This window comes from Listeria immobilis (genome assembly GCF_014322765.1).
GTDB lineage: Bacteria > Bacillota > Bacilli > Lactobacillales > Listeriaceae > Listeria > Listeria immobilis.
Genome location: NZ_JAASTZ010000027.1, coordinates 17,601 through 30,471, shown reverse-complemented (window position 1 = coordinate 30,471; position 12,871 = coordinate 17,601). Strand labels below are relative to the sequence as shown.

Annotated in this window: 11 protein-coding genes, 2 pseudogenes and 1 other annotated feature; of the genes and pseudogenes, 10 read left to right on the top strand and 3 right to left on the bottom strand. The window is 35.4% G+C overall.

The genetic code is table 11. From position 1 onward, the window contains the following. Nucleotides 1–72: 72 nt before the first annotated feature. Nucleotides 73–342, bottom strand: a complete 270-nt coding sequence (locus HCJ50_RS15105; protein ID WP_260443079.1) for a tyrosine-type recombinase/integrase — start codon at nt 340–342, stop codon at nt 73–75. A gap of 206 nt (nt 343–548) precedes the next feature. On the opposite strand from HCJ50_RS15105, the pseudogene HCJ50_RS16045 reads away from it, so the two are divergent. The 6 genes and pseudogenes from HCJ50_RS16045 to mdrT all read left to right on the top strand — a co-directional run bounded on the left by HCJ50_RS16045 (nt 549) and on the right by mdrT (nt 5,480). After that, nucleotides 549–1,447 (top strand): annotated as a pseudogene (locus HCJ50_RS16045) (trypsin-like peptidase domain-containing protein). Continuing rightward, nucleotides 1,447–1,809, top strand: coding sequence for a lipoprotein (locus HCJ50_RS15095; RefSeq protein ID WP_185349134.1), 363 nt, complete (start codon nt 1,447–1,449; stop codon nt 1,807–1,809). Before HCJ50_RS16045 ends, HCJ50_RS15095 begins: the two are co-directional and overlap by 1 nt. 164 nt (nt 1,810–1,973) lie before the next feature. Continuing rightward, a pseudogene (locus HCJ50_RS15090) lies at nt 1,974–2,218 on the top strand (hypothetical protein). Between the two features lie 463 nt (nt 2,219–2,681). Further along, nucleotides 2,682–2,951, top strand: a complete 270-nt coding sequence (locus HCJ50_RS15085) for a DUF3116 family protein (RefSeq protein WP_185349132.1) — start codon at nt 2,682–2,684, stop codon at nt 2,949–2,951. Between the two features lie 58 nt (nt 2,952–3,009). After that, a complete protein-coding gene (brtA, locus tag HCJ50_RS15080) occupies nt 3,010–3,897 on the top strand; it encodes a bile-regulated transcriptional regulator BrtA (RefSeq protein ID WP_185349131.1) in 888 nt (295 codons plus the stop codon). A gap of 101 nt (nt 3,898–3,998) precedes the next feature. Continuing rightward, complete coding sequence (gene mdrT / locus HCJ50_RS15075) at nt 3,999–5,480, top strand: cholic acid efflux MFS transporter MdrT (protein ID WP_185349130.1); 1,482 nt, start codon at nt 3,999–4,001, stop codon at nt 5,478–5,480. Nucleotides 5,481–5,525: 45 nt separating this feature from the next. Here the strand turns inward: mdrT and HCJ50_RS15070 are convergent, their stop codons facing one another. Beyond that, the gene (locus HCJ50_RS15070; protein WP_185349129.1) at nt 5,526–6,368 is read right to left on the bottom strand and encodes an SAM hydrolase/SAM-dependent halogenase family protein; all 843 of its coding nucleotides are present in this window, start codon (nt 6,366–6,368) and stop codon (nt 5,526–5,528) included. A gap of 68 nt (nt 6,369–6,436) precedes the next feature. After that, nucleotides 6,437–6,682 (bottom strand) — a binding site (T-box leader). 176 nt (nt 6,683–6,858) lie between these two features. Here HCJ50_RS15070 and fdhF point away from each other — a divergent pair. From fdhF to fdhD, 3 genes are all read left to right on the top strand, one after another. Next, the gene (gene fdhF, locus HCJ50_RS15065) at nt 6,859–9,846 is read left to right on the top strand and encodes a formate dehydrogenase subunit alpha (RefSeq protein WP_185349128.1); all 2,988 of its coding nucleotides are present in this window, start codon (nt 6,859–6,861) and stop codon (nt 9,844–9,846) included. Continuing rightward, complete coding sequence (locus HCJ50_RS15060; RefSeq protein WP_185349127.1) at nt 9,846–10,322, top strand: DUF1641 domain-containing protein; 477 nt, start codon at nt 9,846–9,848, stop codon at nt 10,320–10,322. The genes fdhF and HCJ50_RS15060 overlap by 1 nt, the downstream gene beginning before the upstream one ends. 65 nt (nt 10,323–10,387) lie before the next feature. Further along, nucleotides 10,388–11,173, top strand: coding sequence for a formate dehydrogenase accessory sulfurtransferase FdhD (gene fdhD / locus HCJ50_RS15055; RefSeq protein WP_185349126.1), 786 nt, complete (start codon nt 10,388–10,390; stop codon nt 11,171–11,173). A gap of 38 nt (nt 11,174–11,211) precedes the next feature. On the opposite strand, the gene HCJ50_RS15050 is transcribed toward fdhD, so the two are convergent. Then, on the bottom strand, nt 11,212–11,565 hold the full coding sequence (locus HCJ50_RS15050; RefSeq protein ID WP_185349125.1) for a winged helix-turn-helix transcriptional regulator: 354 nt from the start codon (nt 11,563–11,565) through the stop codon (nt 11,212–11,214). A 78-nt stretch (nt 11,566–11,643) separates the two neighbouring features. Between HCJ50_RS15050 and HCJ50_RS15045 the strand changes: the two genes are divergently transcribed. Beyond that, entirely contained in the window at nt 11,644–12,816 is a 1,173-nt protein-coding gene (locus HCJ50_RS15045; protein WP_185349124.1) for an alpha/beta hydrolase family protein, read from the top strand. Nucleotides 12,817–12,871: the final 55 nt, after the last annotated feature.

The window sequence follows — 12,871 nt, the reverse complement described above, 5'->3', positions numbered from 1 at the left end:
TTTCAATCAAAAAACTGTATAAAAATAGAGTGGAAAAATCCACTCTATAAAAAGTCTAACTTTTTGGGGTCACTACACTTTTATATCTGAATGACCTAAGATATTTTGTATAACTTTTACATTGATGCCTTGTTCAAGAAGAAAGCTTGCTGCAGAATGTCGCAAATCGTGAAACGATATTTTAGCAAGATCATTATTTTCCTCTTTATTCAAAAAACGATTAAACATTCTTGTGACTGATGCGCGGGTAAATGGCGTTCCGTTGTCATGAAAGCTGAAAAGAACTATTGATTCAAATGAATTATCAACCCCCCAACCACACGTTAGGGCTTCTTTATGCAAAGAAAATACTAGTGGAATTTTAGGATTAATTTCTCTCTTTCAATATAATTGAAAATTATAAATTGTATCCTAAAAATAAGAAAAAACACTTTTTTAGTCGTTCATGACAAGAATCGGACATTTCATTACATTTTTAGTTATGCATTGAGTTGTTGTGCTATAATCCTTTATGTAACATACTTTATTACATAAAGGGAGAGAAAAACATGAAAAAAATAGCGGCTATTTTTGTTTTTAGTTTAACGGTTTTATTATTGCCAGTGAGTAGCAGTGCTGCTCAAGAGGTAGGTTTGGATTTAAATGCAACAACAAGCATTACGAATGAGGAACAAACCGATATCCAAGCTTTTGTTGACTCATCAAAAGATGCTAGAGAAGAATTTGTTAAGGAATATAACGAGGAACATCCTAAGGATAAGGTAGTAAATACTGAACCAATAATTAATCCTATAGAAAAAAAGCTCCTAAACTATTACAAAAAGTGGTTGGGAAAGATGATAGAGTTAGAACAAATGTGAATAATTCGCCATATAAACAAATTGGATATATGGAGATGGCGTTCAAAAAAAATAATAAAATGGTGTGGTATGTTGGAACTGGAACAATCATTGGAAGTAATAAGGTATTGACTGCTGGGCACAATTTGTTTGACAGAGATACTAGATCTTGGGCTACAGGAGTAATTTTTCAGCCCAAAATGAATAACTGGATAGTACCTGCTTATATTAATAGTTCTAAGTTAAATGTACCTGTAGGATGGTCTTCTAAAGGTGATAATAACTATGATATTGGAGTAGTCACTTTATCAAAATCGGTTAGTAGCTATGGGAAATTAAAATATACAGTTCCAGCAGTAAATAAAACATTATTTTCTACTATATCTGGATATCCGGGAGAGAGCCCAAAATCTGGATCACAATGGTATGGTAATGCATTGGTAAGTAATCAACGGATATCATATTCTATTGATACAACTGGTGGACAAAGTGGATCACCAATAATTAGTAATGGATCAATTATTGGTGTTCATACACTAGGTAGCTCTGCTAACTCGGGTGTTAGAATCACACCAGCATTAAAATCGTTTATTGATGGAGTAAAATAATGAAAAAGACTATCAGCGTTATTATATTATTATTAATTTTAACTGCTTGTTCTAATAGCAATACAAAAAAAGAATCAATTGTTGAAGCTAGTGGTACAATAGAAAAAGTCGAATCGGCTTCAGTATTAATTAAGAACTTTAAAGATAAATTAACGGATATTAATCCAGAGGAAGGAATCGAAATTTATTTTAATGTAGCGGATAAATATTATAATGAAGAAGGAAAAAAAATAAAAATCACCGAAATGAAAAGGAATGACAAAGTAACTATTGAATTAATTGAAGGCTATGAAATACAGGAAACATCACCAGCCGAAATAGATTTAAAGTATGTTAAGAAAATTATTAAGTTAAATGATTGATATTTATTTTCTGATATGTAGCTGATAGTAAGACTAAAAAGCAAGCATAATGATATAAGTCATTTAAAAATGGCTCAATTCATTAAGCTTGTTTTTTCTCATAAATTTTAGTACTTTACACCTCTTGATGAAAAGAATGTTTGTTCACAGGAGGTTACCAAGAGATGACGAAAAAGTATAATTTAATGGATGATGATATCTTAGAATATTCGAAAGTGTTAGCAGACGCATTAAAACGCAATTGGACAGTTGAAATAGTGTTTTTAAAGAATAATCATCATATGCGCTACAAGTATGTAGTGACTGTTCATATTAATCACGAAAAAACGCAGGTCAACTACAACGATTCGACGAGCGCATATTTGATATTAGTATAGAAGACATTATTTCCTGTGAGGATATGACGTGAGAGTATAATCATTTCTGCTGCATAGTAAATTCTTTTCATGGCATAGTCTCTGGCATAGAGAAATTTAAAATACAGTTAATTCTAGTTAAACAAATAGACCGTAAAACCCGGCATGAAAGAACGTAAAAAATACGGACTTAAAGGCGCTCATTGTGCACCTCCGTTCTCAAGACGTTAATATCAATGCTTTTTTTATATAAATGCTACTTTCCTCTATATAATAGAAAATGTAGTCGACGAATATAAAAACACCTTGCACAACACCTTAACGATATAATACAATATAAAACGAGGGAACATTGGATACCACTATAAGTAAACGAAAAAGCACGAAAAGAAACAAGGAGAAACTTAGTATTAGGACCGGGGCGTCAGTTCAAATCCGACAAATGGCTTAAAATAATCACTGGTATTCGTTGATATACGAAGCCTTTTTTGTTGTTTTGAAAAGGAGGGAAGATGTGTGTTACCGGAAAGTGAAATAATATATTCTATTCTTGTAATGATAAAAGATAAATCAGAGCAGAATCTTAATCTAGCGATAAAAGAAAATATTATTACAACTGGAAAGTATAAAATAACGAAAAATGAGTTCCTCTACACTGTTTATTGGCTTGAAGAAAACGGTTTTTTAAGACGAAAAGACAATACCAATGGAGGGATGAGCATAAACCAAAAATATATTTTGACTACGTTAGGAAAAGAATTTATTACCTATTATCAAGTAGCTTGAATAGGTAGTATAAATAGATTATACTTTATGTATAATATGTTGATAATGAGGTGTTTTTTTGAAGGAAAAGAAGCAACGGATTATTAAGTCGGCTAAAGAAGTGTTTCAAAAGCAAGGCTATTTAAAAACTTCTGTACAAGATATAGTAGATGCTGCGGAAATTTCTAAAGGGACTTTTTATAATTATTTTACTTCTAAAGAAGAGCTAGCAATTGTGATTTTTAAGCAAGAGTATTCTGTTTTACATCAACGGTTAGAGTATACAATGGCGCTTTCGGGGGAAAGAAAAGATAATTTTACTGAATGTTTGAAGATTATTATTCGTTTTTACACTGAAAATGGAGAAATTTTAAATATTACTTTCTCTCAGGCAATGATTGATGATGATTTTAATTCTTTCTTGCAAAGCGTGCGGCTTAAGAATATGGAGTGGGTGAAAAATCAACTATTAGAGGTTTATGGAATTGAAACGGCGCCTTATATTAATGATATAACGATGTTGCTTAGCGGGATGGCGGCAATGTATGTATTTGCGAATGGTAGTAAAAATATTGATTCTGGTTTAATTGATCGTGCAATCCCTTATGTGGTTAGAAGGCTAGATGCACTTGTAAAGGATATTCTTTTGAGTGGTGAAATTGTTTTTACTGATGAAGATACTGAAAATTTAGTGCCTGACCATATAACGATGCGAAAAAAACGATTAGCTAAATTAAGGGAAGCATTAGAAGAACTTAGTACGGGGATTGATAATGCGGATATTGCTGATTCTGATAAATGGCAATATAAAGAATCGATGAATGCGTTGGTTGGTGAAATAAATAATAATGAAGCGCCTAGGGATTTCATGATTCAAGGAACTTTACTTTATTTAAAGCAACATGTACCAGCTGATTTAACAAAAGAAGTAAATAAATTAGAACTATGTGTGAACGGGCTTCTATAATTTTTGGACTAATAGGTCATTTTTTGTTGACTTGTTGGTCTTTTTTTATTATACTTCTATATATTCATCTGGAAATTTCCACATGGGAAGGGGTATTAATTTTGAATAGTACAGCAGTAGAACGTCCTGTTGATGTTAACGGGAAATCGTATAGTAGAAGTTTATTGGTAACAACAATGATTATTGGAGCATTTGTGGCGATATTGAATCAGACACTTTTAGCAACAGCGCTACCAATGATTATGGAAGATTTACACATTACAGCAGCAACTGGTCAATGGTTAACAACAGCTTTCTTGCTGACAAATGGGATTATGATTCCTATAACGGCACTTTTGATTGAAAAAATTAGTTCAAAAACACTATTTATTACAGCAATGACTGTATTTACAATAGGAACAATTATTGCTTCAATGGCGGATTCTTTCCCTGTGCTTTTAACAGGACGGATTGTTCAAGCAGCTGGTGCAGGTATTATGATGCCGCTCTTGCAAACTATTTTCTTGCTAATTTTCCCGCGTGAAAAGCGTGGAGCTGCAATGGGGCTTATGGGATTAGTAATTGCGTTTGCTCCAGCAATTGGACCAACTTTATCTGGTTGGATTGTTGATTCATATGATTGGAGAGTTTTATTCCTTATTCTAATTCCAATTGCAGTAATTGATATTATTTTAGCCTTTTTTGGAATGAAAAAAGTAGTTAAATTGACAGAAACAAAAATTGATTATCTTTCAATTGTCCTGTCATCAATAGGTTTCGGTTCACTTCTTTATGGGTTTAGTTCAGCAGGGAATGACGGTTGGGGAGATGCCACTGTTATAACAACTTTGATTATCGGTGTTGTGGTCATTGCGCTATTTGTTTGGCGTCAACTTGTTATTGATAATCCAATGTTAGAACTACATGTATTTAAATATCCAGTGTTCTCGCTTTCTGTTGTTCTTGGTTCGATAGTAACGATGGCAATGATTGGAGCGGAAATCGTATTGCCTCTATACATTCAAACTATTCGCGGAGAATCTGCATTACAATCAGGACTATTGTTACTTCCAGGGGCAATAATTATGGGGATAATGAGTCCGATTACAGGAATTATATTTGATAAAATTGGAGCTAAATGGCTTACAATTACTGGGGTTACAATTTTAACTATTGGTACAATACCATTTATGTTCCTAACGATAGATACGCCACTTTGGTATATCATTGTTTTCTATGCAGTCCGGTTCTTTGGTATTTCGATGGCGATGATGCCAGTTTCGACCGCTGGGATGAATGCACTGCCAAATCATTTGATCAATCATGGGTCGGCAGTCAACAATACAATACGACAAATCGCGGGTTCAATTGGTACAGCTGTTTTAATCACTGTGTTGACCAATGTAACGAAAGACAATATGCCAAGTAAAATGTTAGCGGGAACTGATCCTGCTGCATTTGCGCAACAGGCACAAGATGCTAGCTTAGATGGTATGCGCGCAGCCTTTATGGTTGCAGCTATTTTCGCCGCTATTGGGATGTTCTTGAGCTTCTTCCTTAAAACAAAAAAACAAGAACCAATTGTAAAAGAATATACGAAATAAATAAAACAGGCTTAAAAATCTTCACTAGATTTTTAAGCCTGTTTTTTATACTTTTTTCAAATTTACTTGCCAACTTGTACCAGTTCCTACTGAGTATGCATCAACAAATGATCCTTGATTGATGCCCAAGCCAAGATTATCCAATGAATTAACATAGATAAGAGCCTCGCCAATACGTAAATCAGCGAATGAACGGCTATATGTTACGAAATTTTTATAAACTACGCGGTCATGGTGTTTGATTAGCACTTCTATGGAATCTCCGTAATTAGCATTAAGTTGTAAAAAATCAGCACGACGAATATTTGTCCAGAGATTTCCAAAGGGTCGGTCGATAATATCAATTGTTCCAAAAGCTTGCTCATTTTCTAAATAAGAATCGCTTAGACTTAAAGAGACAATCGAATCTATTGTAGCTTCTGGTCCAATATCTTCAAATTGAATGTTTCCAGCAGCAAGTCTGGCGGCAGTATAGGCGAAGATGTCTCGACCGTGAAATGTATGAGATGCTCCTGATTTTGGTAGACGATTCTTATTTTCATCAATCAAGCGAACAGCTTTGATTGTGCCATAATGTGCGATATGAGTTAAAGTTCCATTGTCTGGTGTGACAATATAATGACCTTCTTCTGTTAATACTGCAACACTGCGGCGTTTAGAGCCAACACCAGGATCAACAATAGAAACGAAAATGGTGTTTTGAGGCCAATAGGTTACAGTTTGTAATAATCGGTAAGAAGCTTCCCAAATATTAAATTGAGGAATTTGATGCGTTAAATCATATATTTGCAAATCAACACTCACACTATTAATCACTCCGTACATTGCGCTAACGGCACCATCGCTTATACCAAAATCCGATTGTAATACAAGTATTTGCTTGGTCATTACACATTCCTCCATTTTCAAAAATTTAGAGCAAAATAAAAACTCACCCCAGTCCAATAGCTAACTTGGATAAGGGCGAGAAAAATTCACGCGGTACCACCTTAATTTATTCTCAGTTTAAACTGAAAACCTCAGATAAGTATGTATTTATACTTAAGGCGTTTGATAACGGACGCTAAACCCGTTGTGGCTTACTTAATTTCAGCGACAAAACTCAGAGGCCATATTCGGGAATTGTTTTTTGTTCCTTTTCAGCAAGGGGAACTCTCTTTTGGAAAAAACAGAATCCGTACTTTTCTCGTCATAGCTTTGTATAAAGAATACAGAAAAGTCAGCCAATTGTCAATAAATAATGTACTGCTTGTGATGAGAAGCGCATAGTAGTGCTGTTTGAGAATGATTATCAGCTAACATATTACTGTGATTTTCAGATAAGAACTGTTATAATATAATCGAATTGTAACCGCTTTCTTTAAATGGAGGTAATTTGATGAGTACAAAAGTAACGGTCCTGATTAATGGTGAGAAGCGAGAAGTGGCAGAAGGAACACGAATTTTAGATTATTTAAATGCAGAAGGAATCGAACATCCACATATTTGTTATAGTGAACAAATAGGACCAATTCAATCTTGTGATACGTGTATGTGTGAAGTGGACGGCGAACTAATGCGAGCTTGTAGTACAAAACTTGAAGAGGGAATGGAAATTAAAACAAATTCGGAAGTGGCGACCGATGCGCAATTAGAAGCAATGGACCGGATTTTAGAGAATCATTTACTCTATTGTACAGTTTGTGATAATAATAATGGTAATTGTAAAGTACATAATACAACAGAACTGCTTGGAGTGGAAAAGCAAGAACGACTTTACCGTGAAAAAGGCTATCTAAATGATTTTTCACATCCATTTTACCGTTATGATCCAGATCAATGTATCCTTTGTGGCAGATGTGTAGAGGCTTGTCAACAAGTACAAGTAAATGAGACGCTTTCGATTGATTGGGAGCGAAAAGAGCCACGAGTAATTTGGGATGATGATAAGCCGGCTAACTTATCTTCATGTGTTTCGTGTGGACTTTGTGCAACTGTTTGTCCGTGTAATGCGCTAATGGAGAAATCGATGCTTGGACAAGCTGGCTTTATGACCGGACTGGATGAAGATATGCTTGAACCAATGATTGACATGGTGAAAAAAGTGGAACCAAATTATCAAACCGTTTTTGCAGTATCAGAAATGGAAGCGGCAATGCGAGAAACGCGGACTAAAAAAACAAAAACAGTGTGTACTTTTTGTGGAGTGGGCTGTACATTTGAAGTTTGGACGAAGGACCGTAAGATTTTAAAAGTGGAGCCAACCGGGGAAGGCCCTGTAAATAAATTTGCTACTTGCGTAAAAGGGAAATTTGGTTGGGATTTTGTTAATAGTGAGAAACGTATTACAACACCGCTAATTCGAGAAGGAAATGAATTTGTTCCAGCGAGTTGGGATGATGCGATTGATTTAGTTGCGACAAAATTACGTGAAATTCAAGCTAAATATGGAAATGATGCACTTGGTTTTATTAGTTCTTCCAAAACAACCAATGAAGAAAATTATTTAATGCAAAAGTTGGCTAGACAGGTATTTGAAACAAATAATATCGATAATTGTTCAAGATATTGTCAGGCGCCTGCTTCAGACGGTTTGACTAGAACGGTTGGTATTGGAGCAGATTCAGGAACTGTGGAAGATATTGAGACTGCTGGCTTAGTCATAATTGTTGGTGCATCTCCAGCAGATGGACATCCCGTACTAGCAAGCAGAATAAAACGAGCACAAAAAACGCGGGGACAAAAATTAATTGTATCTGACCTACGCAAACATGAAATGGCGGAGCGCTCGGATTTATTTATTCATCCAAAACAAGGAACTGACTTTGTTTGGTTAACTGCGGTAGCTAAATATATTATTGACCAAGATTGGCATGATAAGAAATTTATGGAAAGCCGGATTAGTAATGTGGAAGATTATCTAGAATTTCTTGAACCGTATACACTTGCCTATGCTGAAAAGGAAACTGGGTTATCTATTGAGACTATGAAGGCAGTAGCAAAAATGATTTATGAAGCTGATGGAACAGCAGTTTGTTGGGGAATGGGTGTAACGCAAAATATTGCTGGTTCGCATACTTCTTCCGCAATTGCGAATTTGCTTCTTGTGACGGGGAACTTTGGTAGACACGGAGCAGGAGCATATCCGCTTAGAGGTCATAACAATGTCCAAGGTGCATGTGACATGGGTTCGTTGCCAAATGTATTACCAGGAATTCAACCACTTGGAAATGAGGAAGTTCGCGCTCGTTTTGAAGCTGTGTATGGTGTACCAATTTCACCTGAACCTGGACTAAAAAATAACGAAATGCTCGATGCGATTGAAGCTGGAACACTACATTCGATGTATGTTATTGGTGAGGAAATGGCTTGGGTAGATTCAAATTCAAATCATGTGCAGGAAATATTAGCCAGTCTTGATTTTTTTGTAGTTCAAGATGTCTTCCTTTCTAAAACGGCACAATTTGCGGATGTTGTTTTTCCAGCCGCACCATCACTTGAAAAAGAAGGAACTTTTACTAATACAGAGCGTCGTGTACAAAGGCTTTATGAAGTATTAGAGCCGCTTGGTGATTCGAAGCCAGATTGGTGGATTATCCAAGAGGTGGCAAAAGCGTGTGGCAGAACTGATTGGAATTATACTCATCCAAGCGAAATTATGGATGAAATTGCTAGTTTAGCACCATTTTTTGCAGGAGTTCGTTATGACCGGATGCAAGGGTTTGAAAGTCTTGTTTGGCCAGTTAGCGCTGATGGAAAAGATATGCCACTTCTTTACGAAGAACGATTTAATTTTTCAGATGGTAAAGCGCAGTTATCAACACTGCCATATATTCCGCCTATTAATTTCCCAGAAGAATATGATTTAACGCTGAATAATGGTCGTTTGCTAGAACAATTTCATGAAGGAAACTTGACAGATAAATCAAAAGGGCTGGATTATAAATTACCAGAAGTATTTGTAGAGGTTTCGCTGGAGCTTGCTAAAGAACGTGATATTGAAAGTGGCTCTCTGGTGAGACTAAGCTCTCCGTATGGACGAATTAAGCTTCGTGCGGTCGTAACAGAACGAATGAAAGGAAATGAAGTCTATGTTCCAATGCATTCTGTTAGTAGTGAAACAGCAGTAAACTTATTAACATCGAGTGCAGGAGATGTTAGAACAAAAACCCCAGCTTATAAACAAACAAAGGTGAACTTAACTGTACTTAAGAAAAATGGGAAAAACCCACTTCCAGACCATAATCCCCGCAATCGAAAACGCTTCCCGCAAAATGGGGCAGAAGTGGAGCGTAAATGGTCAAGGGAAGATTATCAGCCAATTTCTAAAGTGAACTGTGCATGTGGTGGAAATTGTGGTTGTGGCGGAAAAGGGAGGAATCACTAATGGCAGAACCAATTTCAACAATACGGGATACAAAGAAATCACCTGAGGAGCTAGAGAAGGAACGTTTAGCACAGATGAAGGCAGATATTGTGGAAGAAAATTCTGGATTTTTAGAGATGGTGGAAACAGTCAAACTTTTACAAGAATCAGGCGCTCTGGAAGCCTTAAATAGTGCAATTAAAGCACGTGGAGATATAACAAAAACATTTTTAAATGAATGGCGGAAAGAGCCGATGACAAATGCGATTAATAATATGATGATTTCAAGTAAACTCTTAACAGATGCAAAGCCGGAACAGACGGAGCAAATGATTGCTAATTTAAAAAAAGCTGCAAAACAAGCAGAAGAAAGCGCGAAAAGGGAAGAAATTATGGGAATGCTCGCGATGATGAAAGCACTCAAAGATCCAGACGTCAACCGAGCATTACGTTATGGCATAACATTTTTAAAAGAAATTGGCCAAATTTTAAAATGAATTAAAATGCAGCGAGACTCTATTTCCAGAGTCCGCTGTTCCTGTTTAGAAGGGAGAATGCTCATATGGAAAAGGTTTCGCTACAAAAAATTCGCAGGTTTGATTCGGGAAATTTTATGGAAATGGAATCTAGTGTTGCTACCGAATATCCGCTAACAATTTATGTTAATGACATTGAACTTGTGACAATTGTTTGCACGCCAGAATATTTAGAGGACTTAGTGGTCGGCTTTTTGACTTCGGAAGGAATTATTCGTGGTCCAAAAGATATTGCTTCGGTTGATATTATTGAATCAACTGGACATGCCAAAGTGACGGCCCATTTTGTAAATGAATTCAATGCGAAGTACCGTGGCAAGCGTTATATTACTTCGTGTTGCGGCAAATCTCGAGAAAATTTTTACTTTCAATCGGATGCTTCGTTAGTTAATGTAAAATCGAATATTCTGCTTCAATTGACAACGGACGATATTTTTCAATTAATGGAAAAATTTGAAGAAAATTCGGCTACTTTTCATCAAACGGGCGGGGTTCATAATGCGGCACTCTGCACTACTTCAGAAATTATTTATAGTCGAATGGATATTGGACGTCATAATGCACTTGATAAAATATACGGACGAGCATTGCAGGATGGCATAAATATGGAGGATAAAGCAATTATTTTTAGTGGGCGCATCTCCTCAGAAATTCTCGTTAAAACTGCTAAACTTGGATGTGGAATTATTTTATCGCGCTCTGCTCCAACTGAGCTTGCAATTCAAATGGCAGAAGAATTGCAAATTACAATGGTTGGTTTTATTAGAGGAAATAGATTGAACGTATATTCTGGATTTGATCGAATCCATTAAAAAAAGCAGCCAATTAGCTTCGTTGGCTGCTTTATTAATTATTTAAAAAAGTTTTTTCGATTATTTTGGATTAGTTCTTCATTGTTTCGTAGCCAACTTTTAATATTATCTAAAATAAATAAACTACTTTTTCCTAGTTCAGTTAAACTATAGTAGACTGGGAAACCATTAGATGTTTCACCGTTTTTTTGAACTATACCTGAAGCTTGCAAATTAATTAGGTTTTCATTTAACACTTTTCTAGATACGCCAGTCATTTTTCGCTCCAATTCCGCAAAATGATAAGGCCGTTCAGATAATAATATCAAAATAAAAGGCACCCATTTTCCAAGAAGTGGTAACGCTAATTCTCTTAGTCTTAAGTCATCTGGAACATGCTCATTTTGATGCACCTAAAAGTAACCTCTTTTCTATAAGGAAATAATTGACTATAATCATCATTATAACATAGATAAGGGGAATCCAACTTTATGAAAAGTCATTTTTTTAAAACATTTGAATTTGAATTTGAAACGACCAGATTACTTTGGTATACACCTTCTGGAGGCGCAGATTACGGAGAAGTAGCCGCGGTAACAGAAAAAATAAAAGATGGCAATTATGAATCGTGGTATCGAGAATGGGCGAAATTCGCAAAAACGTTAGAAGAGCGAGCTAGTCATTTTCATTCCAATGAAAGTAAAGGGGATGCCTTATTTCGCTCAAGCAGATATTATCAAGCAGCAGAATTTTTTTTGCCTCCTAAAGATAGTCGGAAAATAGCCGTCTATACTAAATCGGTGGACTTGTTTTATCAAGGATTGGCACTAAAAAATGTTGCATATGCGGAACATAACATTGAATTTGCTACAACTAATTTAAGAACGTTATATTTTAAAACAACAAAACCGTCAAAAGGAACTTTCTATATATGTGGTGGCTTCGATGCGCTTTTGGAGGAGCTTTATTTTACCAATGTCAAAGCTTCGTTAGCAAATGGTTATGATGTTGTTTTATATGAAGGACCGGGGCAATCAGATGTAATTCGAAAAGCAGGTTTACCGTTTATAGCAGATTGGAATAAAGTGGTAAAAGTGGTAATGAGTTATTATAAGGAGAAAATAGGGCTAAGTGGTGACCGAATTGGTGTTGGAATATCCCTTGGTGGTTTACTTCTTTCGAGAGCAGCTAGTTTAGATGAGACATTATTCGATAAAATTATTTTGTATAATTATTTTCCTTCTATGCTGGACTCTTTAAAAAAACCATTACCATTTTTCTTACATTCGTTTTTAAAAAAGGGATTTCCGACACCTTTAGAAAAAATAGCTTCTTTTTACATTGCACATAGTCCTTTTTTAAATTGGCAAGTAGAACATGCAAAATGGGTTTTTGGTGCAGACTCGTTAAATCATTTACTACAAATTTGTAGTGAATTTAATGAGGAAATTGCATATGAAAAACTGCACACGGATACATTGATGTTTGTTGCGGAGAATGAAAATTATTATAATTATCAACTTGGAGAGCATTTTTTTGAACAAATTCCAGCAAAAAATAAAAAACGGATATTATTTAATAAGAAAAACTTTTCATCGGATTTACACTGTCAAAATGGGGCTTCATATGATGCCAATGATCAAATTTTTTTATGGTTAACATAATGAAAAATGCCTGCTAATTTTTATAAGCAGGCATTTTCTTATTTTTCAACAGGGG